The organism is Caballeronia pedi, assembly GCF_001544915.2.
Taxonomy (GTDB): Bacteria; Pseudomonadota; Gammaproteobacteria; order Burkholderiales; family Burkholderiaceae; genus Caballeronia; species Caballeronia pedi.
This window is the reverse complement of the sequence record NZ_FCOE02000002.1, coordinates 305,674-327,465: the sequence shown is the minus strand read 5'-3', so window position 1 is coordinate 327,465 and position 21,792 is coordinate 305,674. Positions and strand designations below refer to the sequence as shown.

The window sequence follows — 21,792 nt, the reverse complement described above, 5'->3', positions numbered from 1 at the left end:
TCTCTTCAATCGAATTCGGACCGAAGTCGCGCCTTGAGATCGATCAGGTCCGTTTCGTGTGCTCGCAGAACATTCTGCAATTGCGCGGCTCGCGCGAGCAGTTGCCTGATCGACGCGCGACATTGGTCGGCTGCGTTGCTGGACCAACGCAATACCTGTTCGCGAATGGCCTTTGCAAGCGCGGCATGAAGCCGTTGATAGTCGACACCTACAGCGGTTTCGTCGAAATTCGAATCGTCATCAAGATGGATTTTCGCAAGTGAGCTATCGGTCTGAATGACGTAATCGTCGAGTTGCCGATCCACCGCGCGCGAAAGCGACTCGGCCAACGATTGCGACAAGCTGTCGAGAATAGCGCCGACATCACGCGTCGACGAATGCTCATCCAGCAACGCAGGCAATGTCGGAGCGACGCTTCGCCAGACGGCATCGGCGATATTTTCCTGCTGGTGCGCGAGCATCGCCGCCGCCGCATCCGATGATAAGCGCAGTTCCGCGAGCGACGAATACACATCGCGAGACAACACGCCCATCACGTTCTCTTCCAGATGATGCAAGAATACTTCGGCGTGTTTGCGGCGTTTGTAGGCCAGCGTCGGTTCAGCGATGTCGATCAGCGCCGCGTAGAGCCGCTCGAAACCCGCGTCGGTCATTGCCGCCTGGGTCTGTCCCTGCGCGCGCGAGAGATAGGAAGAAATCGACACCGGCGCTTTCAGAAGGTCGTCGGAGACGCCCATCGTCAGCAGCTTTTCCTGCGCGCGCGTCCTGACATCGGCCTCCTGCTCGGCGCGATTCTGCGCCGTCTTGTTGCGCAGGAATTTGCGGATTTCGCCGTCTATCTCGTCTTCGTCGTAGACGTCGCTGCGTGTCACGACAGGCAGAAGCGGCTTGTTGCGATGCAGTTCGCGGCTGAGTTCGTCCAGTTCCTGAACCTGCCCGGGCGATGTCGAACTCGTCAGCCAGAGGACCGCGTCGGCGCTATCGGTGAAGCGTTGCGTGAGCGCGGCGTTTTCTGGTGTGATCGAATGCAGCCCGGGCGTATCCACGAGCACCAGCTTTCCCGCAAGTCGCACGCCTTGAAGACGCGCTGTGGTTTCCGTCACGCCTTCCTTGAAGCATTCCGTCGTCTCGACGATACGTCCCGCATCGAGATAGAAATACTGCACCGTCTTGCCATGCGCAGCAAAGCGGTCCGCGATGAGATTGCAGAGCGAACTCTTGCCCGCGTTGAACTTGCCGAAGACCAATAGCAGAACCTTGTCGTCGAAGGTTTCGGCCAGTGCCTGAGCCGGTTCGAGACTGGCCCACTGCTGCGGCCATGTGAGCAGGTTCTTCTGCAATTCGGCGTTGATGGCTTGCGCCTGCCTGGCGAGCGCGCCCTGTTCTTTTAGTCCGGAGCAAAGCAGGCGACTGAAGTGAAGATCGGAAGTCAATTGCGCGAGCCAGTCTTCCATCGCGTGAAGCATTCGTTCGACATCGTGTGCGATGAACTCGAACGCATCGACATCGGCGATAAAACGTTGTTCGTTGCTCGCGTCCGCTTTCATGCGCGGCCTTCCATTGCGTTCAATGATGCCGACGCATTCTTCGAAGCGTCGACAGCCGATTCACTCCGCCCGATGCGCGCGGTCAGCGCCTTTCTATCGTTCGACAGTTCGTAGTAGTGCGTGAACTCGCGCTGCATGCGCTCGCGACCGGCCGCCGTGCAGAACATCCTGCGCAAGTCCTTGCGAAACTTCACCGAGACGCCCATGACCGCGATCATCACGGTGTTGAGCGCACGCGCAACGGTTTCCTGTTCCGAAGGCAAGCCGATGACGCCCTGCCCCGCCAGATACCCGTCGATTTCGATACACGCGCGCGAATAGGCAATCTGAATGTGCGCGCGCTCCAGCTTGCCTGCGGTGATCCCGTACGCGTCTTTCGCGGTATCCGGCACTGAGGCGTGGTCCGTGCCGAGCGCGTTCAGCATCGTTTCGATATCGCCGCTCACCTTCTCGATGACCTTCGCCAAACCGCGATCGAACGACAGACGTTGTTGCCGCTGCGTATCACGCAATGCTTCGAGTTCTTTCTCGCGAGCGGCGAGAAGCGCCGCCAGTTCCTCGCGAATTTCGCCGAACAGCAGCGCCTTCTCGTGCGTGCGCGCTTGCGGCACGCGGGCGAGCGCCGCGTCGATTCCGGCACGCAGCGAAGGCATGCCGCTCTTTTCCAGCATCAGCGCCTTGCCTTCGTCCCGCCCCTTGCGATAGCGCGTGGACGACACTTCATTCAGCGCGACGCCCGGCCATTGCGTATCTATCGCATTTCGCACTTTGTGCAGTTCGGCGTCGTCGGCGAGCTGGTCCACTTGTGACAGCACGAACACGGTTTGCCGCTGCGAGCGCGCATCGTCCGCGTATAGCTCGCTGAGCAAGGCGAGTTCCTTCGCGTCCAGTTCGCCTTCTTTCGCGGCATGCACGAACAGTCGGATATCCGCGTGCAGCCACGCGGCATGCAACGCATGACGATCGTCTTCGGTGCCGACATCCGCATCGAGTCCGGGCGCATCCAGCCAGCGCACACCGCGATGCACGCTATCCGACAGCGTCACCGTCTCGCGCCTGTCGGCGACAGCAAAGGCGTCCTGGCCGATCAATTCATTGAGCAGACGGCTCTTGCCATGATTGTATTTGCCGATGACCGTGACGATAGGCTCGCCCTGTGCGAGCAGGATCGCGAGGCGCGCCATATCGTCGGCGCGCGCCGGCAGCACGGCAACAATTTCGCCGAACACCGTCAGTTCCCTGGTTCGGCCAATACGGCCACCGCCTTGATTTCGACGATATAGCCCGCCGCGCCGCCGAGCATGTGCGCTCCCACCGCGGTCCATGCCGGCAGCGGATGCGTGTTGAGGTATCTGTCGCGCACCTGCATGAACAGCGGCAGATCGCGCATATCGGTGTGGAAAGTGGTCACGTCGACGACATCGCTCAGCGATGCGCCCGCCGCTTCCAGCACCAGCTTCAGATTCTCGAATGCCTGCACGATCTGCGCCTCGCGGCCTTCGACCAGTTGCATGGCAGCATCGCGGCCGATCTGCCCGGACACATAGATCGTATTGCCGGCCTGGATCGCCGGCGCATAGCGAATCTTCTCGTACACCGCTTCCATGCCCACGGGCACGATGGCTTTGCGTTCACTCATGGCATTCGTCTCCTGCGGCATCAGCCGTTATCGCCGCCGGCGACGGGCAACACCGCGCCGGTGATATAGCTTGCGTCATCGGAAGCGAGGAACAGGATCGGCGCAATCTGTTCGTCGAGGGTGCCGTAACGTTTGAAGTAGGTCGATTCGGTGACCTGCTTTACCGCTTCGTTCATCCAGAGTTTTTCCTGCTCGCTATCGCCGGCGGCGTTGCGCGGGACGCGTCGTGGCGGCGCTTCGGTTCCGCCCGGCGCGGCGGCGACCACGCGGATATTGCGTTCACCGTATTCCATCGCCAATGCCTGCGTCATCGCGTTGACGCCGCCTTTCGCGGCCGAATACGGCACGCGCCGGATACCGCGCGTCGCGTTCGACGACACGTTCACGATGGTTCCACGTCCACGTTCGAGCAAATGCGGCAACACCGCATGACATGCGTAGAGCGTGGGCATCAGCGAACGGCGAATCTCCGCGTCGATCTGCGCTGGCTCGAACTCCGCATAGGGACGCATGCGGATCGCGCCGCCGACGCCGTTCACGAGAATATCGATGCCGCCGAACGTGCGCGCCGCAAAAGCCATCGCCGCTGCCGCGCCTTCATACGTCTCCAGATCCGCGACGAAACCGGCGGTATCCGCGCTCTTCGCTTCGGCGGCGACTTCCGCCACGAAATCGGCGCGATCGACGAGCAGCACCCGCGCGCCCTCGGCGGCCGCGCGCAACGCCACGCCGCGCCCGATGCCCTGCGCCGCGCCGGTCACGACCATCACCTTGCCGGCAAACCGTTGTGTGCTCATGCGGTCACCGGCGCGGCGTTGGGGGTGAACTTCTCGTAGTGGAAGCTGTTGGGCTTCACGCCGTTGTCGTCGAAGTGCTTGCGCACCGCATCGACCATCGGCGGCGGGCCGCAGAGGTACACATCGACATCGCCGTCGTTCAGCGATTCCGCCGGCATGTGCTGCGTGACCCAACCCTTGCGCGGATGATCCGAATCGGCATCGGCGACGACCGTGCTGAACGTGAAGTTCGGCAGCTTCGCCGAGTACGCTTCGATCGCTTCGACCTGCACGAGATCGAGATCGCGGGTCACGCCATAGATCAGGTGAATCTTCTGTTGCGAGTTCGCGCGCGCGAGCACTTCCAGCATCGACAGGAACGGCGCGAGGCCCGTGCCGCCCGCGAGGAACAGCAACGGCCGCTCGACCGCGCGCAGATAGAAACTGCCGAGCGGCCCGGTCAGTTCCACCGCGCTGCCCGTCTCTGCGGACTCGAGCCACGTGCTCATCACGCCGCCGGGAATCTTCTTGATGAGGAAGCTGATCTTCGTTTCGCCCGGTGCGGACGAGAACGAATACGAGCGATGCTGACCGCTGCCGGGCACGTCGATATTCACGTACTGGCCCGGCAGGAACACCGGCGCCGAAGTGGCGGCGTCCACGTCCAGTTCGAGCACGACGGCGGCGTCGTTGTGCGGGGCCACCTTCGTGACCTTCGCGGCGAATTTGCTTTGCGCCGTCTTGCATGCCGTGGACGAAGCCGGGACCGCGATCACGCAGTCGCTTTGCGGCACCATCTGGCACGTGAGCACGAGGCCGCCTTCCTTTTCGTCGTCGGAGAGCGCGTCTTCGATGTAGTCCTCGCCGAGATCGTAGCTGCCGCTTTCGGCGCGGCACTTGCAGGTGCCGCACACGCCGTCGGAGCAATCCATCGGCAGGTTGATCTTGGCGCGAAAGGCGGCGTCGAGAACCTTCTCGCCCGCCTTGCATTCGACAAAGCGCGTCACGCCGTCTTCGAAATTCAGTGCAATGTTATAGCTGGACATGTTGCCTCCTACTTCCTGTCTCATCACCGGGCGCATCAGACGTGGTAGACGTCGAGCACCTGACGGATATAGTCGTTCTTCAGCACAATCTTCTTGCGCGAAATCACCAGAATGTCGCCGACCTTTCGCAGCGTCACGAACATCGTGCCGAAGAAGTGATCGGTGATCTTGTAGCGGTGATTGAGCGTGTCGAAGTTGTAGCGCACGTCGATTTCATTGTCGCGCTCGGCCAGCACTTCCACGTTCGTGACGTTGTGGCTCGTGCGCGGTTCGGGCATCGACGCGCCGCTGCGCTCGGTCTTGATGCGGAACACGCGATCTTCCAGGCCGCCGCGATCCGGGTAGTACATCAACGAGATCTGGCTTTCGTGATCCTCGGTGAGCTGATCGTCGTCATCCCACGCGGGCATCCAGTAGGTGACGTCTTCCGCATAGCAGCCCAGCCACTCGTCCCACTGACGGTCATCGAGCAGGCGCGCTTCGCGATACAGCGTCGCGCAGATTTTGTGGTAGTCGAAGCTCATGCCAGTGCCTCCCCTTGTTCCTTCTTCAGGGCGTCGCGCATCACGTTCACCCAGTATTCATGCTGCACGACGAAGAGACCTTCGTCTTCGCTGCGCTCGCCCGAGATGAGCGGCTTGAGACCCATGTTCGTTGCGTTCTCGTCCGGACCGTGAACCCACAGCGGCGCGCCGCGCGACAGGTCGTTCCACATTGCCGTGATGCCGGCATAACCCGACTGGCACGCGCGGAACTCCTCGAGGTCGTCGCTGGTGCCCATGCCCGTCACGTTGAAGAAGTCTTCGTACTGACGGATGCGCGTGGCGCGGTTCTCGGCGCTCTCGCCCTTTGGAGCGAAGCAGAAGATGCTGACTTCGGTCTTGTCGACGCCGAGCGGCCGCACCACGCGAATCTGCGTGCTGAACTGGTCCATCAGGAACACGTTCGGATAGAGGCACAGATTGCGCGTCTGGTTGACGATGAAGTCCGCCTGCACGTCGCCCACGCGCGCCTTGATCTCTTCACGATGCTCATACACCGGGCGCACTTCCGGGTTCATCGTCTTGGTCCACAGGAGGATGTGGCCGTGGTCGAAGCCATACACGCCCGCGACCGACTTGCTCCAGCTGTTCGCATCGACCGCCTTGGTGCCTTCGACCTTGCGGCGGCCCATCGTTGCGGCGTAATTCCAGTGCACGGTGCTGACGTGATAGCCGTCGCAGCCGTTTTCCATCTGCATCTTCCAGTTGCCGTCGTAGATGTACGAGGAATTGCCGCGCAACACTTCGAGGCCGTCCGGCGCCTGATCCACGATCTGATCGATGATGACCTTCGTCTCGCCGAGATACTCTTCGAGCGGCATCGAATCGGCGTTCAGGCTGCCGAACAGGAAACCGCGATAGCTCTGGAAGCGCGGCACCTTACGCAGATCATGCGAACCGTGCGTATTGAATTGAATCGGGTATTCGGTGGTCTTCTCGTCCTTCACCTTCAGCAGCTTGCCGGTGTTCGAGAACGTCCAGCCGTGGAACGGGCACGTGAAGCTGCCTTTGTTGCCATGCTTGCGGCGGCACAGCATCGCGCCCTTGTGCGCACAGGCATTGATGACCGCGTGCAGTTCGCCGGTCTTGTCGCGCGTCACGACCACCGGCTGGCGGCCGATCCACGTCGTGTAGTAATCGTTGTTGTTGGGAATCTGGCTTTCGTGCGCGAGATAGACCCAGTTGCTCTCGAAGATATGCTTCATCTCGAGTTCGTACAGATCGGCATTGGTGAAGATATCGCGGCGGCAGCGGAATACGCCGCTTTCCTTGTCGTCCTGAACTGCCGTTTGCAGCAGTTCGTCGAGCTGACTGGCTTTGTCGGTGATGGCGGACATGTGTGCTCTCCCTATGCGCGCTCCATTCACGGAGCGCCTGCATCGGTGTCGAATGATTGGTGCGGAGATTCAGGCGGCGACAGGGTTGCCGCCGCTTCGGGCTTTTCGCTTGATTACGCCGCGACGGCCACGCGCGGGCGATGAACCAGCTGGTTATCCTTGCCCTGGACCAGCGGCGTCAACTGGATGTCGAACTCGATTTCCTTGTACGCATCGTCCTTCAGTCCGAGCGCGCTGCCGCCGGTCTTTTCGACGACATGCGGCACCAGCTCTTCGCGGGTCGCGTAGGCGAAGTCATCCCAGATCAGCGGATCGCCTTCGATGTTGATCTGCGTCGTCAGCTTGCGATGGTTCTCGCTGGTCGCGAAGAAGTGCACGTGTGCCGGACGGTTGCCGTGGCGGGCGAGCGTGTTCAGCAACTGCTGCGTCGCGCCATGCGGCGGGCAGCCGTAACCCACCGGCATGAGCGTGCGGAATTCGTACTTGCCGTCGGCGCCGGTCTTGACCGCGCCGCGCAGGTTGAAATCGCTTTGCGCACCGGTCGGGTCGAAGTGCGAATAGAAGCCCTTCGAGTTGGCGTGCCAGCATTCGATCACGGCATTCGCGACCGGCTTGCCGTCCGGGCCCGTAACCGTGCCGCGGATGATGAGCGGGCCGGCGTCTTCGTCGGGATTGACGTCGATCTTCGATACACCGTCGCGCACCGTCGCACCGGCGACATACAGCGGGCCTTCGATGGTGCGCGGCGTGCCGCCGTGAATGTCCGCCTCGCGGTCTTCGGCGTCCATGCGGATGTCGAGAAATTTCTCCAGACCGAGGCCGGCGGCGAGCAGCGCGGCTTCACCGTCCTGGCCGAGCTTGTTGAAGTAGGTCACACCGGCCCAGATTTCATCGGGCGTCATGTCGAGGTCGTCGATAGCCTTGAACAGGTCGCCCAGCAGGCGATGCGTAATCTGTTTGGTACGAGCACTGCCTTCCTGACCTCCGAGATTGGCAGCCGCCTTCAACAGGTCCTGGACTTCCTTCGTATCGAACACTTTGATGCTCATGTCTGCTCCTGAATCTCGCAATTTTTTGGTGGGGTTAACCCTTGCTTCAGCACCGGTAGAGATATGCTCGGAAGGTATAGTCGGGTGTTGAAACAGAGCGTGAAGGCAGGATAATGGACGCAAAGAAGCCCAGTCCAACACTGATTTAGTATTGGGCTATATCCAGGAGGTATTGAGATGGAGTTGCGACATCTCCGCTATTTCGTAGCGGTAGCCGAAGAACGCAATTTCACGCGCGCAGCGCAGCGACTTCACATTGCCCAACCGCCGTTGAGCCGGCAAATACAGCAACTCGAAGAGACGCTCGGCGTGCAATTGTTCGAGCGCAACTCGCGCCCGCTCAAGCTGACGGAGACGGGCAAGTTCTTCTATTCGCACGCGGTGCAGCTGCTCGCGCAGACCGCCGAGCTGGAATCCATGACGCGGCGCGTGGGCAATATCGAGCGCAGTCTTTCGGTCGGTTTCGTGGGTTCGACCTTATATGGAATGCTCCCGAAGATCATCCGGCGTTTTCGCGACGAGAACGCCACCGTCGAGCTGAGTCTCCACGAGATGTCGACGATGGATCAGATTCGCGCGCTCAAGGATGGCCGCATCGACGTGGGTTTCGGCCGCATTCGTCATGAGGATGCGAACATCCGCCGGGTGATTCTGCGCGAAGAGCAGATGATCGTCGCGCTGCCGGTCGGGCATCCGCTGTCGCTTGCGAAGCCTGTGCTCGCGTTGCGCGATCTGATCAATGAAACGTTGATCATCTTCCCGAAAGCGCCGCGCCCGAGCTATGCCGATCAGGTGCTGTCGGCGTTTCAGGACCGCGCGCTCGCGCCGCGCAAGATTTACGAAGTGCGCGAATTGCAGATCGCGCTGGGGCTCGTCGCGGCGGGCGAAGGCATTTCCATTGTGCCGAGCAGCGTCTACGGCCTCAAGCGCGACGACGTCAGCTACAAGGAACTCGACGACCCGACACTGGTTTCCCCCATCATCATGAGCATGCGCGCGCTCGACGAGTCGCGCGACATCAAGGAGATGCTCGAACTGATCTACCGGCTGTACGAGGAGGAACGGATTCCCTATACGCCGCGCACCGATCGGGGGCAATGACGCGCGCCATACCTCGGGGGTATGACACTAGACGTCAACGGTGTTGGACACGCGGCAAACGGGCGCGCAATACTTCAGCAACCCATCCATCCCGACATTTCAGGTATGAACGCCCAAATCACCTCCGTCGAAGCGATCCTGGTCGACCTTCCGACCATCCGTGCGCATCAACTCGCGATGGCGACGATGCAGCAACAAACTCTCGTCATTGTCCGCCTGCGCACGAGCGACGGCATCGAGGGCATAGGCGAAGCCACGACGATCGGCGGCTTGTCTTACGGCGATGAAAGTCCCGAAGGCATCAAGCTGACCATCGATACGTATCTCGCGCCTGCGCTCGTCGGACAGGATGCGACCAATATCAATGCCGCGATGCTCCGGCTGAACAAGATCGCGCGCGGCAACCGTTTCGCCAAGTGCGCGATGGAAACAGCGCTGCTCGACGCGCAAGGCAAGCGCCTCGGCGTGCCAGTGTGCGAACTGCTCGGCGGCGCGGTGCGCAAGACGCTTCCCGTGCTCTGGACGCTCGCGAGCGGCGACACGCAACGCGATATCGAAGAAGCCGAGATGCTGCTGGCCGAGCGCCGCCACCATACCTTCAAGCTGAAGATCGGCCGCCGCAGCGTGCGCGACGACGTCGCGCATGTATCGCAGATCAAGGCCGCGCTCGGTGACCGCGCGAAAGTCACCGTGGACGTGAATCAGGCCTGGAACGAAGCCGACGCCGCACTCGGCATCGAAGCGTTGCAGGCGGCGGGCATCGACCTGATCGAGCAACCGACTCCGCGCGAACAGCGCGGTGCGCTCGCGCGGCTCGCGGCGCGTTTCATCGTGCCGATCATGGCCGACGAAGCGGTCACTGGCCCGGAAGACGCGCTCGAACTCGTGCGCCACGCCTGCGCCGACGTGTTCGCGCTGAAGATCGCGAAGTCCGGCGGCATCTACGGCATGATGCGCACCGCCGCCATCGCCGATGCGGCGGGCGTGTCGCTCTATGGCGGCACGATGCTCGAAGGCAGCATCGGGTCGATCGCGTCGGCTCACGGCTTCGCCGCGCTTCCGCAACTCACATGGGGCACGGAGCTGTTCGGCCCGCTTTTGCTGAAAGACGACATCGTCACGGCGCGCCCGCAGTATCGTGACTTCGATCTTCATCTGCCGGCGGGACCGGGTCTCGGCCTGCAGATCGACGAGGACAAGCTCGCGTTCTACCAGCGCGACAAGAACATCTGAACGCAACTACTCAAACTTGAGCGAGGAACACCATGCTTTATCTCGTCAGAATGGACGTGCATCTGCCGCACGACATGCCGTCCGCGAAGGCCGATGAAATCAAGGCCCGCGAGAAGGAATATTCGCAGGAGCTGCAACGGCAGGGCAAATGGCAGCAGTTGCATCGCATCGTGGGCGAGTATGCGAACTACAGCGTGTTCGATGTGGATTCGCATGACGAACTGCATACCCTGCTCTCGGCGCTGCCGCTGTTCCCGTACATGACGATGCAGGTGACCGCGCTCGCGCGCCATCCGTCGTCGATTCGCTGAAGCATGAAGCGCGACACGGAACCGGCTTCCATACCGGCCGCGCCGAAAGCAGGCTGGTCCGTGTCGGCGGTGAGCGCCGGGCTGCTCGCCGTCATCATTTCGTATGCGGGACCGCTCGCGATCTTCTTTCAGGCCGCGCACACGGCGCATGTCGGCAACGACGTGATCGCCTCGTGGGTCTGGTCGATCTCGATGGGCGCGGCGGTCTCGGGCATCGCGCTGAGCTGGTGGCTGAAGCAGCCGATCATCACGGCGTGGTCCGCGCCCGGAACGGCCTTGCTCGTCACGCTGTTTCCCGGCATGCCGGTGAGCGAGGCGATCGGCGCGTATATCGTCGCGGGCGCATGCATCTTCGCGCTCGGCGTGTCCGGCTGGTTCGATCAGATCGTCAAGCGCATCCCGAAAGGCATTGCCTGCGCGATGATGGCGGGCATCCTGTTTCAGTTCGGCGTCAACGTATTCAAGGCGGTGGCGCTCACGCCGTGGCTCGCTCTGGGAATGCTCGCGAGCTTCCTCGTGTTCCGCCGATGGGCGCCGCGCTACTGTCTCATTCTGGTGCTGGCGTTCGGTGGCGCGCTTGCCGTCGGGCTGGGTCTGACGCATTTCGAATCGGTCAGCCTGCACCTCACGCGTCCCGTCTTCACGATGCCCACCTGGACGTGGCAATCGACCGTGAGTCTTGCGGTGCCGCTCGTCATCGTCAGTCTGACGGGACAGTTCCTGCCGGGCTTCGCGATTCTGCGCGCGTCCGGCTATCAGACGCCGACGCGCCCCGTCCTCATGACGACGAGTCTCGCGTCGATGCTGGTCGCGTTCTCGGGCGGCATCACCATCGTCATCGCGGCGATCACTGCGGCGCTGTGCACCGGGCCCGACGCGCATCGCGATCCGCAACGCCGCTATGTCGCCGGCATCGCGAACGGACTCTTCTATCTGGCGGGCGGATGCTTCGCCGGGACCGTCGTGATGCTGTTCGCCGCGCTGCCGAATGCGTTCGTCGCGGTGCTGGCCGGGCTCGCGTTGCTGGGCGCGATCGCGGCCAACATCGTCGGACTGGTGCAGGACGAGGCGCATCGCGAGGCGTCGTTCATCACCTTCATCGCGACGGCTTCGAACATGAGCTTTCTCGGGCTCGGCTCGGCGTTCTGGGGCATCGTGCTCGGGACCGTGGCGCATCTGGTGCTCGGGCGCGCGCAGCACAAGGGCTGAGCTACGCGCTGCACGCCGCGTCTTCCTTCTCGACACGCCGAATCGCCAAGTTCCGGCACATGCGGCCGATCGCGGCGCGGTCCACCTTGCCCTGCTCGGTGAGCGGCACGCGTGGCACGGCGGCCATCCGTACGGCCTGCGCGACCTTCACGCCGCACGCCGATTCGAGTGCGCGCACGCAACGCGCGATGTCGATCCGCCTGCCTTTCCACGGCACGACCACCACGTTCCATCTGTAATCGCCTGCCGCATCCGTCGCCGCGACGGCGCGCGCATAGCGCACCTCGGCCAGCGCGCACAGCGGCGTTTCGAGCTGCGCCGGACCGATGACGACGCCATCGATCTCCGCGACATCGGCCGCGCGTCCGAGCATATGCAGATGGAGCTTTTCGTCGATGAAACCGATATCGCCGGTCAGGCACCAGCCATCGCGAAACTTCTGCGCGGATTCGATCGGCTGCCGGTAATAGCCCTGCGCCACCGCCGCCGAGCGCACTTCGATCGCACCATGCTGGCCGCCGCGCGCGAAGGTGCCGTCGGCGCGTCGAATGCGCACGTCGACGCCGGGCCTGATGCGCCCCGCGCTGTTCAGCAAGGCCGGATCGGTGAGAAAGTCGGAAGGCGTCAGCACGCTCACGAGGCCCGCTTCGCTCGCGCCGTACATGTGCGTGAGCACCGGGCCGAGCCGCGCGATCGCGCGCTGCCGCAGGATCGCGGGCGCCGATCCGCCGATATGCGCGATCGAGCGCAGCGACGACAAATCGCGCCGGTCGACGTCCGGATGATCCATCGTTTCGAAGAGTTGCGGTTCGACGAGTAGCAGGTCGGTGATGCGTTCGGCTTCGATCGTCGCAAGCGTGTCGGCTGGATCGTAGTGCGGCTTCAGCACGACGGCGCCGCCGCCCAGCAGCGTGTTGTCGACCAGCACTTGCGACAGATAGGCGAGCGCGCCATTGACGAGCTGGCGACGATCCGCCGGACTCGGCGCGCTCACCATCGCGGACCAGGCCGCGAAGCTTCGACGGCTCGCCTTCGGCAGGCCGGTCGAGCCACCCGAGGAGACGACCATCGCGAGGTCGTCGGGGCGGGCGCGGCTCTCGACCGGGAGATCGTGCTGCACGCGCGCGCGCAGATCCAGACGCAAGCGCGCCGGTCCCGTGCCGATATAGGCGAGGCGCGCGCCAGTATTCGGCGGCACGAGATGTTCGGTCTGCGCGAACGCGACGAGCAGGGTCGGCTGCATGCGGGTCACGAAGGCCGCGCGATGTTCGGCGGAGGCGATCGCGGGCAGGAACATCGTTGCCGCGCCGAGCAGGTTGGTCGCGTAACGGATGGCGAGCGCGTCGGGGCAGTTCGGCGCGAACATCGCGACGAGCGCACCGCGCGTGACGCCGAGCGACGCGAGTGCGCGGGCATAGCGGTAGATCGAGGCGCGTAGCGCGCCGCCTGTTACGTCCTGGTCGAGATAACGGAGGACGGCGCGATCGGCGTGCTTGTCGAGTTGATCGAGCAAACTATCGACATAGGACCGAAAGGCCGCTTTTTCACAGGTCTTCATGACTGCATCCCCTCTTTAGCGATGGATGCAGTGTGCTTGCGCAGAATGAGTTGAGAATGAGCGGCCGCGCGACGCTAGACAGTCTCCATCGCCAACACTTCCCCAATCGCCCCCGCCGTCACCCCGACGTTACGATCGTTCAACGCAGCTATACACATCCGGCCCGAGCGGATCAGATAAATCCCGTGCCGTTCGCGCAATACATCGACCTGTCCGGCGGAAAGCCCTGTGAAAGTGAACATGCCGCGCTGCTCGAGATACCGCGCGAGCATCGCGTCCGGCACATTGCCGCGCAGGCGTGCGTGGATTTCTCCGCGCATGCGTGCGATGCGCGTGCACATCGACGCCAGTTCCTCTTCCCACGATTGCCGCAGCGCCGGCGTCGTCAGCACGCGCGTAACGATCTTCGCCCCGTGCGTCGGCGGATTGCTGTAGTTCGCGCGCACCGCGCTCGTCATCTGCCCGAGCACGCGCGCCGCCGCTTCCGCCGACTCGCAGATCACCGACAACGCTCCGCAGCGCTCGCCGTACAGCGAAAAATTCTTCGAGAACGAATTGGCGACGAACGCCGGCACGTTCTGACGCACCAGTTCGCGAATCGCGAACGCGTCCGCATCGAGGCCCGCGCCGAAGCCCTGATAAGCCATGTCGACGAACGGCAACAAGTCACGCCGCTTGATCAAGTCGATCAACTCCATCCATTGCGCGTCGTTCAGATCGACGCCGGTCGGGTTGTGGCAGCACGCGTGCAGCAGCACGACGCTTTTCGCGGGCAGATCGCGGATGGCCGAGAGCATCGCATCGAACTTCAGGCCGCCGGTCGCTTCGTCGTAGTACGGATACGTGCCGACCGTGAAGCCCGCGCGCTCGAAAATGAAACGATGGTTATCCCACGTCGGATCGCTGACCCAGACTTCCGAGCCGGGGAAATAGCGCTTGATGAAATCCGCGCCGACCTTGAGCGCGCCCGAGCCGCCGAGCGTCTGCACGGTCGCGATGCGGCCTTCTGCGCGGGCGACAGAGTGATCGCCGAATACGAGCGACTGCACGGCATCGCGATACGCGGCGAGCCCCGACATCGGCAGATACGGTTTGGCGGCGGGTTGTTCCAGCAGGCTAGCCTCGGCCTCGCGAACAGCGCGCATGACCGGCAGACGGCCGGCGTCGTCGAAATAGATGCCGATGCTGAGATTGACCTTGTTCCTGCGCGGGTCCTTCGCGAAGTCTTCGTTCAGCGAGAGGATCGGATCGCCGGGATAGGTTTCGATGTGTTCGAACATGACGGTCTCCTTCAGACGCGCGACAACGCCGCATTCGCGCGGCGACGATTGCGAATGGCATAACCCACGCCCAGCACCACGAGCCACACCGGAATCAGATAGACCGACATGCGAAGATCGGGAATCAAGCACATCACCACCAGAATGCCGCTGAGGAACGCGAGGCACAGATAGTTGGTGAGCGGATAACCGAGGCTCTTGAACACGGTCGTCTCACCGGCGCGCGCCTTTGCCCGGCGGAATTGCAGATGGATCAGGCTGATCATCGCCCAGTTGATGATCAGCGCCGACACGACCAGCCCCATCAGCAACTCGAACGCCTTGCCCGGCATCAGATAGTTGATCAGCACGCACGCGGCCGTCGCGATTGCGGAGACGCCGAGCGCGACGAGCGGAATGCCGCGCTTGTTGACCTTGAGCAGCGCGCGCGGCGCGTTGCCCTGCTGCGCGAGGCCGTACAGCATGCGGCTGTTGCAGTACACGCCGCTGTTATAGACCGAGAGCGCCGCCGTGAGCACCACCGCATTGAGCACATGCGCGACGAAGTTGCTGTTCATTGCGTGGAAGATCAGCACGAACGGGCTGCCGCCGGTCGCCACGTTCTGCCACGGATACAGCGACAGCAGCACGCCGAGCGCGCCCACGTAGAAAATCAGGATGCGATAGATCACCTGATTGGTCGCGCGCGGAATGGTGTGCGACGGATCATCCGCTTCGGCCGCCGTGATGCCCACGAGTTCGAGCCCGCCGAACGAGAACATGATGACGGCCATCGCCATCACGAGACCCGAGACGCCGTTCGGGAAGAAGCCGCCATGACGCCAGAGGTTCGACACGCTCGCTTCCGGTCCGGCACTGCCCGAGAAGAGCAGATAGCCGCCGAAGCCGATCATGCCGACGATCGCGACCACCTTGACGATCGCGAACCAGAACTCCAGTTCGCCGTACGACTTCACGCTCGTCAGGTTGATCGCGTTGATCAGGCAGAAGCAGACGAGCGCGGACACCCACGTCGGAATGCCCGGCCACCAGTATTGAACGTAGATGCCCACGGCCGAAAGCTCGGCCATCGACACGAGGATGTAGAGCACCCAGTAATTCCAGCCCGACAGGAAGCCCGCATATTGGCCGCAGTACTTGTCCGCGAAATGGCTGAACGAGCCCGCGACGGGCTCGTCGACGACCATCTCGCCCAGTTGCCGCATGATGAAAAACGCGACGACGCCCGCGATCGCATACCCGAGCAGCACCGAAGGCCCTGCGGATTTGATCGTCTGGGCGATGCCGAGAAACAGCCCGGTTCCGATCGCGCCGCCGAGCGCGATGAGCTGAATGTGACGGTTCTTCAGGCCGCGCTTGAGCGTGCCTTGTCCCTCATGTGCCACGTGTCTCTCTCCTTATGTGCTGCGGTGGATTCCGGACGCTTCGGACTGCGGGCGTCCCCGCTCGATTGAGGGGAATCAGTGTAAATTTGTTGCGACACAATATGATTTCCTAAGATGCGCAGACAAACCCTAGTTTGCGCGTCTGGATTTCCTCATCGGGCACATCGGAGAAAGAAAATTGCAGACTATCGAGATCGACCGTATCGACCTGCGTTTGCTCGGGATTCTGCAGTCCCGCGGGCGCATCTCCAATCTGGAACTCGCGGAGGCGATCAACCTGTCGCCCGCGCAGACCTTGCGGCGTCATCGGCGGCTGGAGGAAATGGGCGTGATCAAGGGCTACGAGACCCGGCTCGACGCGCAGGTGCTCGGCTTCGGCGTCGTCGCCTTCATTCAGGTGACGATGGAGCGCGGCCACGTGCGCGACCTCGCGAAGTTCAAGGGTGTCGTCGGCAAGCTCGCCGAGATTCAGGAATGCTTCGCCGTGACCGGCGATATCGATTACATGCTGAAGGTAATCACGCGCGATCTGAAAGGACTGTCGGAGTTTCTGCTCGATACGCTGATGCGCATACCGGGCGTGAGCGGCGTGAAGTCGAGCGTGTGTCTCGATGAACTCAAGTGCGTGAGCGCGGTGCCGCTGGACGCATAGCGCGCTCCGCGCTCACTTCGGCAACGTTCAAATCGCCATGCCGCCCGACACTTCGATCCGCTGCGCATTGACCCAGCGATTATCCTCGGACAGCAACGACGCGATCATCGGTCCGATGTCATCGGGCAGGCCGGCGCGGCCGAGCGCGGTCATATCGGCGATGCGCCGGTTCAGTTCCGGATTGTCGCGCACCATGCCGCCGCTGAAGTCCGTCTGGATCGCACCGGGCGCGACCACGTTGACGGCGATCCTGCGCGGCGCGAGTTCCTTCGCCATGTATTTCGTCAGCACTTCGACCGCGCCCTTCATCGAGCCGTAAGGCGCGCTCTCCGGCACGATGATGCGCGTGAGACCCGAGGAAATATTCACGATGCGGCCGCCGTCGCGAAGCAGCGGCAGCAGTTTCTGCGTGAGAAAGAACACGCCTTTGAAGTGAACTTCGTAGAGCGCATCGAGCTCGGCTTCCGTCGTTTTCTCGATGCTGTTGTGATGCGACGTCCCCGCGTTGTTGACGAGGAAATCGAAGCGGTCGTCGCCCCAGTCGGCGAGTGTCGCGCGAACGTCGCTTGCGAAGGCATCGAAGCCGCGCGTGTTGCCGGCATCGAGTTGCAGCGCCTTCGCGCGCCCGCCGGCTTCCTCGACCAGCGCCGCGACCTTCCCGGCTTCCTGCTGGTTGCTGTGATAGGTGACGATGCTGTCGACGCCTCGTTGCGCCAGGCTAAGTACGGTGTTTCGACCGAGTCCCCGGCTGCCGCCGGTGATGATCGCAATCTTTCTCGCGGACATGATTCACGCTCCTTCGCTCCTGTGATCAGCCGACAGGATAGCGAGCGAAACGCTGGTCGATAATCCGCTTCAATCCGCACGGGTTGTGCGAAAAACCGAACGCTCAGCCGCGCTGAAGCACGCGCGACAACACCTGCTCTTCCAGTTCGGCAAATCCCGGCGAAGTGCGTGTGCGCGGCCTTTGCAAAGGCACCGCGGTATCGAGCGTGATGCGCCCCGCGTCGATCAGCACGATGCGATCGCCGAGCGACACCGCTTCCTGCACGTCGTGCGTGACGAGCAGCGCGGTGAACTTGTGCTCGCGCCACAGACGCTCGATCAAACCCTGCATCTCGATACGCGTCAATGCATCGAGCGCGCCGAGCGGTTCATCGAGCAACAGCAGATCCGGCCGATGCACGAGCGCGCGCGCGAGCGCCACGCGCTGCCGCTGTCCACCGGACAGACGCGAAGGCCAGTCCTTCTCACGCTCGGCGAGGCCCACTTCGGCGAGCGTCGCGCGGGCTTCGTCGCGCTGGCTGCGCGGCAGGCCGATCATCACGTTGTCGAGCACGCTCTTCCACGGCAACAGCCGCGCGTCCTGAAACATGATGCGCACCTGCAACTCGCTTGCCGTTGCCGGTGCGTGGCGTTGAAGGACACCGCCCGTCGGCTGGTCGAGACCGGCGATGAGCCGCAGCAAGGTGGACTTGCCGCAACCGCTGCGCCCGACGATCGAAACGAAGCCGCCGCGCTCGATCGAAAAGTCGAGCCGGTCCAGCACCGTGCGCTCGCCGAAACGCTTCTCCACGCCGCGCAGCGACACGGCGAGGTCGCGCCCCGCGTGCGGCGCGCGTGCGAGCGGCTGCGTGCGCGGCAAGCTTTGCGTAAAGCTGTCGGCGGTGCCGCTCAGCGTCGAATTCATCACGGTCATGATTGCGCCTTCGTTTGATACGCGGGATGCCAGCGCAGGGTCGCGCGTTCGATCGAGCGGGCGGCCGTGTCGGCCAGCTTGCCGAGCAGCGCGTAAAGCAGGATGCCGACCACCACGACATCGGTTTGCAGGAACTCGCGCGCGTTCATCGTCATATAGCCGATGCCCGATTGCGCGGAGATCGTCTCGGCCACGATCAGCATCACCCACATCAGCCCGAACGCGAAGCGCACGCCGACGAGAATCGACGGCAACGCCCCCGGCAAGATCACATGCCGATACAGCGCGAAGCCCGACAAGCCATAACTCTTCGCCATCTCGATCAGGTCGCGGTCGACCGAGCGAATGCCGTGATACGTGTTGACGTAGACGGGAAAGAACACGCCCAGCGCGACCAGCACGAGCTTCGCTTCCTCGCCGATGCCGAACCACAGGATCAGCAACGGAATCATCGCGAGCGCGGGAATGTTGCGGATCATCTGCACGGTCGAGTCGAGCGCGACTTCGGCGGGCTTGAAGAGGCCGGTCGCGAGACCGAGCACGAAGCCGATGCCGCCGCCCATCGCGAAGCCCGCGAGTGCGCGCCCCGCGCTGACCTTCACGTTCGTCCACAGATCGCCGGACTCGATCAGCGCCCACGCGGCCTTCACGACCGCGAGCGGTTCGGGCAGCACGCGCGATGACAGTCCGCCGGTGCGCGCGGCGCTTTCCCATGCGATCAGGATCAGCACCGGCACGAGCCACGGCAACGCGCGGCGAGCAATGGAATTCAGCGTCATGATGCCGACACCCTCGGCAACTCCGACGTGCCGATGACTTCACCGAACGGCCCCGACAACGGCCCGCTGATCTGCTCGCGCTGTTGGCGCGGCAGCAGCGGGAACACCAGTTCCGCGAAGCGATATGACTCTTCCAGATGCGGATATCCAGACAGGATGAACGTTTCGATACCGAGCTCCGCATATTGCTTCATCAGGCCGGCGACCTGTTCCGGATTGCCGACGAGCGCCGTGCCCGCGCCACCGCGCACGAGCCCCACACCCGCCCACAGATGCGGATACACCTCCAGCTTGTCGCGCTGGCCGCCGTGCAGCGCGGCCATGCGGCGCTGCCCTTCCGAATCCATCTTCGCGAACTGCGCCTGCGCGCGGCGAATGGTTTCATCGTCGAGCTTGCTGATGAGCTTGTCGGCGTCCGCCCACGCCTCTTGTTCGGTCTCGCGCACGATCACATGCAGGCGGATGCCGAACTTGATCGAGCGGCCCGCGTCGGCGGCGCGGCGGCGGATATCGGCCAATTTCCGTGCGACGTCCTCGGGCGGTTCGCCCCACGTCAGATATGTGTCGATATGCTTCGTTGCGATCTCGTGCGCCGCCGGCGACGAACCGCCGAACCACAGCGGCGGATGCTGCTTTTGCACCGGCGGATATAACACCTTGCCGCCCTGCGATCGCAGATGCTTGCCGTCGAAATCGAAGGCGCCGCTGTCGTGCGACTGTTCCAGCAGGCCGCGCCAGATCGTGAGGAATTCGTCGGTGATTTCGTAGCGCGTGTCGTGATCGTGGAACACGCCATCGCCGGCGAGTTCGGTCGGATCGCCGCCCGTCACGACGTTGATGAGCAGACGCCCGTTAGACAGCCGGTCGAACGTCGATGCCATGCGCGCCGACAGTCCCGGCGAACTCAGGCCCGGCCGGATCGCGACGAGGAACTTCAGACGCTTCGTCGCGGGAATCAGGCTGGAGGCGACCACCCACGCGTCCTCGCAGGAACGGCCCGTGGGCAGCAGCACGCCTTCATAGCCGAGCGTGTCGGCGGCCACGGCGATCTGGCGGAAGTAATCGTAATTCGCGGCGCGCGCGCCTTGCGACGTGCCGAGATAGCGGCTGTCGCCGTGCGTGGGGATGAACCAGAAAACATTCATTGCGGAATCTGCCTTGTCGAAGGCATCGTCGCCGATGCCGATACTGCCGATGTTAGCAACGCGCGCTTTGCGGGCTAAACGACGAATCGTGCTATCGATAGCAGCATTTGCGCCAATGCAAAGCACTTTTTCTGCGATGCTTTTCAGGCATATCGATAGCGCCCGATATTATTTGGCGCGCACGCGCCGCGCCCCTAGCATCACGCTTCTCTCAATCAGCATGCGTGCGCATCATGAATATCAAGCATCCCTTCAAAGCTACTCTGTTGTCGATCCTGTTCGCGTGGGGCGTCGTGAGCGCGCAGCCGTCGCTCGCGGCGAATCAGACCGTGCGGGTGGGCATCATGTCCGGCGAGGACGAGGACGTGTGGCGCGCCGTGGCGGCCAATGCGGCGAAGCACGGCCTCACGGTGAAGGTCACGACCTTCTCCGACTACACGCAGCCGAACGAAGCGCTCGCGCAACACGACCTCGACGCCAACTCGTTCCAGCACAAGCCCTATCTCGATGCGCAGATCCAGGCGCGTCACTATGACATCGTGCCCGTGGGCTTCACCTACGTGCAGCCGATCGGCCTCTACTCGCGCAAGTGGAAATCGGTGGATGCGCTGCCGCAGAACGCGGCTATCGGCGTGCCGAACGATCCGAGCAACGAAGGCCGCGCGCTGCTGCTGTTGCAGGCCATCGGCGTGATCAAGCTGCGCGAGAACGCCGGCCTCCTGCCTACCGCGCGCGATATCGCGAGCAACCCGAAGCACGTGCAGATCAAGGAACTGGATGCGGGCATCGTCGGCCGCGCGATCGGCGACCTCGACGCCGCCGTCGTCAATACCGACTGGGCGATCAAGGCCGGCATCAAGATTCCGCAGGAGCGCATCGCGCAGGAGAAGGTGACGAACAATCCGTATCGCAACTTCATCGCGGTGAACGCGAAGGATGCGCAGGCGCCGTGGGTCAAGGCGCTGGTGGAGAGTTATCAGCAGGCCAATGTGGCATCGTCGATTCTGAGCGTCTATCACGGCGCGACGCTGCCCGCATGGGACGGCGCGCCGCAGAAGTAACGCTGCGCATTTCTCATTTTCGCGTCACGCTGACGCACTGCCCGTCTCACATACTGTCTTCATGACGCGCCACTTGGCGGTCGAAACCTGGAGAACAGCAATGAGAGCAGCAAAAGGCGCAGTCGTGCTCGCGATAACGGGCATATCGTTCGGTCTGGTCTCACAGTCCGCCATGGCACAGAAGTCTCGCCAACAGGTCCAGCAGGAACTGGTACAGGCTCAGCACGACGGAGTCGTGCCCAGTACCAAGACCCAGTATCCGCCCACGGACGCGATGATCGCGCGGAACAAGGAAGTTCACGCGGTAACGACCCATCGTGGCGAGAAGTCGCCTGCTACGGACCATCACGACCAGCCCGTGAGCCGCCAGGCATCGGCTAACCCGCCGCCCGCGAAGTAGCGAAGACAGCGCGTCGCAATGGACAGCCCCATGCGACGCGCCA

General features: G+C 63.0%; 22 protein-coding genes. 7 read left to right on the top strand and 15 right to left on the bottom strand.

What is annotated here, in order from left to right:
* Positions 1 to 5: 5 nt before the first annotated feature.
* The 8 genes from AWB80_RS04055 to catA all read right to left on the bottom strand — a co-directional run bounded on the left by AWB80_RS04055 (position 6) and on the right by catA (position 7,936).
* Positions 6 to 1,547, bottom strand: a complete 1,542-nt coding sequence (locus AWB80_RS04055) for a dynamin family protein (protein WP_061173338.1) — start codon at positions 1,545 to 1,547, stop codon at positions 6 to 8.
* Positions 1,544 to 2,731: a GTPase gene (locus tag AWB80_RS04050; protein ID WP_244206398.1), complete on the bottom strand. Its 1,188-nt coding sequence runs from the start codon at positions 2,729 to 2,731 to the stop codon at positions 1,544 to 1,546. Before AWB80_RS04050 ends, AWB80_RS04055 begins: the two co-directional genes overlap by 4 nt.
* A gap of 47 nt (positions 2,732 to 2,778) precedes the next feature.
* Complete coding sequence (locus AWB80_RS04045; protein ID WP_061173541.1) at positions 2,779 to 3,186, bottom strand: RidA family protein; 408 nt, start codon at positions 3,184 to 3,186, stop codon at positions 2,779 to 2,781.
* A gap of 20 nt (positions 3,187 to 3,206) precedes the next feature.
* Positions 3,207 to 3,983, bottom strand: coding sequence for a benzoate diol dehydrogenase BenD (gene benD, locus AWB80_RS04040; RefSeq protein WP_061173337.1), 777 nt, complete (start codon positions 3,981 to 3,983; stop codon positions 3,207 to 3,209).
* A complete protein-coding gene (gene benC / locus AWB80_RS04035) occupies positions 3,980 to 5,008 on the bottom strand; it encodes a benzoate 1,2-dioxygenase electron transfer component BenC (RefSeq protein WP_061173540.1) in 1,029 nt (342 codons plus the stop codon). The genes benD and benC overlap by 4 nt, the downstream gene beginning before the upstream one ends.
* A 35-nt stretch (positions 5,009 to 5,043) precedes the next feature.
* Positions 5,044 to 5,532, bottom strand: coding sequence for a benzoate 1,2-dioxygenase small subunit (gene benB, locus AWB80_RS04030; protein ID WP_061173336.1), 489 nt, complete (start codon positions 5,530 to 5,532; stop codon positions 5,044 to 5,046).
* Positions 5,529 to 6,887 carry a Rieske 2Fe-2S domain-containing protein gene (locus AWB80_RS04025; RefSeq protein ID WP_061173335.1) on the bottom strand — a complete coding sequence of 453 codons (1,359 nt, stop codon included), beginning with the start codon at positions 6,885 to 6,887 and terminating at the stop codon, positions 5,529 to 5,531. Before AWB80_RS04025 ends, benB begins: the two co-directional genes overlap by 4 nt.
* 113 nt (positions 6,888 to 7,000) lie before the next feature.
* Positions 7,001 to 7,936, bottom strand: a complete 936-nt coding sequence (catA, locus tag AWB80_RS04020; protein ID WP_061173334.1) for a catechol 1,2-dioxygenase — start codon at positions 7,934 to 7,936, stop codon at positions 7,001 to 7,003.
* Positions 7,937 to 8,113: 177 nt separating this feature from the next.
* Here catA and AWB80_RS04015 point away from each other — a divergent pair, with 177 nt between their 5' ends.
* From AWB80_RS04015 to AWB80_RS04000, 4 genes are all read left to right on the top strand, one after another.
* Positions 8,114 to 9,037 (top strand): LysR family transcriptional regulator, encoded by a 924-nt coding sequence (locus tag AWB80_RS04015; protein WP_061173333.1) that lies wholly within the window; start codon positions 8,114 to 8,116, stop codon positions 9,035 to 9,037.
* A 105-nt stretch (positions 9,038 to 9,142) separates the two neighbouring features.
* Positions 9,143 to 10,270 carry a muconate/chloromuconate family cycloisomerase gene (locus AWB80_RS04010; protein ID WP_061173332.1) on the top strand — a complete coding sequence of 376 codons (1,128 nt, stop codon included), beginning with the start codon at positions 9,143 to 9,145 and terminating at the stop codon, positions 10,268 to 10,270.
* Positions 10,271 to 10,302: 32 nt separating this feature from the next.
* Positions 10,303 to 10,581: a muconolactone Delta-isomerase gene (gene catC, locus AWB80_RS04005; protein WP_061173331.1), complete on the top strand. Its 279-nt coding sequence runs from the start codon at positions 10,303 to 10,305 to the stop codon at positions 10,579 to 10,581.
* Positions 10,582 to 10,584: 3 nt separating this feature from the next.
* On the top strand, positions 10,585 to 11,790 hold the full coding sequence (locus AWB80_RS04000) for a benzoate/H(+) symporter BenE family transporter (RefSeq protein WP_061173330.1): 1,206 nt from the start codon (positions 10,585 to 10,587) through the stop codon (positions 11,788 to 11,790).
* Position 11,791: 1 nt separating this feature from the next.
* Here the strand turns inward: AWB80_RS04000 and AWB80_RS03995 are convergent, their stop codons facing one another.
* The 3 genes from AWB80_RS03995 to AWB80_RS03985 all read right to left on the bottom strand — a co-directional run bounded on the left by AWB80_RS03995 (position 11,792) and on the right by AWB80_RS03985 (position 16,013).
* The gene (locus tag AWB80_RS03995) at positions 11,792 to 13,348 is read right to left on the bottom strand and encodes a class I adenylate-forming enzyme family protein (protein WP_061173329.1); all 1,557 of its coding nucleotides are present in this window, start codon (positions 13,346 to 13,348) and stop codon (positions 11,792 to 11,794) included.
* A gap of 74 nt (positions 13,349 to 13,422) precedes the next feature.
* Complete coding sequence (locus AWB80_RS03990) at positions 13,423 to 14,628, bottom strand: amino acid aminotransferase (protein WP_061173328.1); 1,206 nt, start codon at positions 14,626 to 14,628, stop codon at positions 13,423 to 13,425.
* An 11-nt stretch (positions 14,629 to 14,639) separates the two neighbouring features.
* On the bottom strand, positions 14,640 to 16,013 hold the full coding sequence (locus tag AWB80_RS03985; protein WP_061173327.1) for an amino acid permease: 1,374 nt from the start codon (positions 16,011 to 16,013) through the stop codon (positions 14,640 to 14,642).
* 178 nt (positions 16,014 to 16,191) lie between these two features.
* Between AWB80_RS03985 and AWB80_RS03980 the strand changes: the two genes are divergently transcribed.
* Positions 16,192 to 16,665 carry an Lrp/AsnC family transcriptional regulator gene (locus AWB80_RS03980; protein WP_061173326.1) on the top strand — a complete coding sequence of 158 codons (474 nt, stop codon included), beginning with the start codon at positions 16,192 to 16,194 and terminating at the stop codon, positions 16,663 to 16,665.
* A 27-nt stretch (positions 16,666 to 16,692) separates the two neighbouring features.
* On the opposite strand, the gene AWB80_RS03975 is transcribed toward AWB80_RS03980, so the two are convergent.
* The 4 genes from AWB80_RS03975 to ssuD form a co-directional block, all read right to left on the bottom strand.
* The gene (locus AWB80_RS03975) at positions 16,693 to 17,451 is read right to left on the bottom strand and encodes an SDR family NAD(P)-dependent oxidoreductase (RefSeq protein ID WP_061173325.1); all 759 of its coding nucleotides are present in this window, start codon (positions 17,449 to 17,451) and stop codon (positions 16,693 to 16,695) included.
* 103 nt (positions 17,452 to 17,554) lie between these two features.
* A complete protein-coding gene (locus AWB80_RS03970; protein WP_244206385.1) occupies positions 17,555 to 18,364 on the bottom strand; it encodes an ATP-binding cassette domain-containing protein in 810 nt (269 codons plus the stop codon).
* A complete protein-coding gene (gene ssuC / locus AWB80_RS03965) occupies positions 18,361 to 19,143 on the bottom strand; it encodes an aliphatic sulfonate ABC transporter permease SsuC (protein WP_061173324.1) in 783 nt (260 codons plus the stop codon). Before ssuC ends, AWB80_RS03970 begins: the two co-directional genes overlap by 4 nt.
* The gene (gene ssuD, locus AWB80_RS03960; RefSeq protein ID WP_061173323.1) at positions 19,140 to 20,288 is read right to left on the bottom strand and encodes an FMNH2-dependent alkanesulfonate monooxygenase; all 1,149 of its coding nucleotides are present in this window, start codon (positions 20,286 to 20,288) and stop codon (positions 19,140 to 19,142) included. Before ssuD ends, ssuC begins: the two co-directional genes overlap by 4 nt.
* A gap of 233 nt (positions 20,289 to 20,521) precedes the next feature.
* On the opposite strand from ssuD, the gene AWB80_RS03955 reads away from it, so the two are divergent.
* Both AWB80_RS03955 and AWB80_RS03950 read left to right on the top strand, forming a co-directional pair.
* Positions 20,522 to 21,349, top strand: a complete 828-nt coding sequence (locus AWB80_RS03955; protein ID WP_061173538.1) for a MetQ/NlpA family lipoprotein — start codon at positions 20,522 to 20,524, stop codon at positions 21,347 to 21,349.
* 100 nt (positions 21,350 to 21,449) lie between these two features.
* Entirely contained in the window at positions 21,450 to 21,749 is a 300-nt protein-coding gene (locus tag AWB80_RS03950) for a DUF4148 domain-containing protein (RefSeq protein ID WP_061173537.1), read from the top strand.
* Positions 21,750 to 21,792 lie beyond the last annotated feature (43 nt).

Coding starts and splice junctions, on each gene's coding strand:
- AWB80_RS04055 (WP_061173338.1), bottom strand. CDS start 1,547: ATGAAAGCGGACGCGAGCAACGAACAACGTTTTATCGCCGATGTCGAT.
- AWB80_RS04050 (WP_244206398.1), bottom strand. CDS start 2,731: ATGGCGCGCCTCGCGATCCTGCTCGCACAGGGCGAGCCTATCGTCACG.
- AWB80_RS04045 (WP_061173541.1), bottom strand. CDS start 3,186: ATGAGTGAACGCAAAGCCATCGTGCCCGTGGGCATGGAAGCGGTGTAC.
- benD (WP_061173337.1), bottom strand. CDS start 3,983: ATGAGCACACAACGGTTTGCCGGCAAGGTGATGGTCGTGACCGGCGCG.
- benC (WP_061173540.1), bottom strand. CDS start 5,008: ATGTCCAGCTATAACATTGCACTGAATTTCGAAGACGGCGTGACGCGC.
- benB (WP_061173336.1), bottom strand. CDS start 5,532: ATGAGCTTCGACTACCACAAAATCTGCGCGACGCTGTATCGCGAAGCG.
- AWB80_RS04025 (WP_061173335.1), bottom strand. CDS start 6,887: ATGTCCGCCATCACCGACAAAGCCAGTCAGCTCGACGAACTGCTGCAA.
- catA (WP_061173334.1), bottom strand. CDS start 7,936: ATGAGCATCAAAGTGTTCGATACGAAGGAAGTCCAGGACCTGTTGAAG.
- AWB80_RS04015 (WP_061173333.1), top strand. CDS start 8,114: ATGGAGTTGCGACATCTCCGCTATTTCGTAGCGGTAGCCGAAGAACGC.
- AWB80_RS04010 (WP_061173332.1), top strand. CDS start 9,143: ATGAACGCCCAAATCACCTCCGTCGAAGCGATCCTGGTCGACCTTCCG.
- catC (WP_061173331.1), top strand. CDS start 10,303: ATGCTTTATCTCGTCAGAATGGACGTGCATCTGCCGCACGACATGCCG.
- AWB80_RS04000 (WP_061173330.1), top strand. CDS start 10,585: ATGAAGCGCGACACGGAACCGGCTTCCATACCGGCCGCGCCGAAAGCA.
- AWB80_RS03995 (WP_061173329.1), bottom strand. CDS start 13,348: ATGAAGACCTGTGAAAAAGCGGCCTTTCGGTCCTATGTCGATAGTTTG.
- AWB80_RS03990 (WP_061173328.1), bottom strand. CDS start 14,628: ATGTTCGAACACATCGAAACCTATCCCGGCGATCCGATCCTCTCGCTG.
- AWB80_RS03975 (WP_061173325.1), bottom strand. CDS start 17,451: ATGTCCGCGAGAAAGATTGCGATCATCACCGGCGGCAGCCGGGGACTC.
- AWB80_RS03970 (WP_244206385.1), bottom strand. CDS start 18,364: ATGACCGTGATGAATTCGACGCTGAGCGGCACCGCCGACAGCTTTACG.
- ssuC (WP_061173324.1), bottom strand. CDS start 19,143: ATGACGCTGAATTCCATTGCTCGCCGCGCGTTGCCGTGGCTCGTGCCG.
- ssuD (WP_061173323.1), bottom strand. CDS start 20,288: ATGAATGTTTTCTGGTTCATCCCCACGCACGGCGACAGCCGCTATCTC.
- AWB80_RS03955 (WP_061173538.1), top strand. CDS start 20,522: ATGAATATCAAGCATCCCTTCAAAGCTACTCTGTTGTCGATCCTGTTC.
- AWB80_RS03950 (WP_061173537.1), top strand. CDS start 21,450: ATGAGAGCAGCAAAAGGCGCAGTCGTGCTCGCGATAACGGGCATATCG.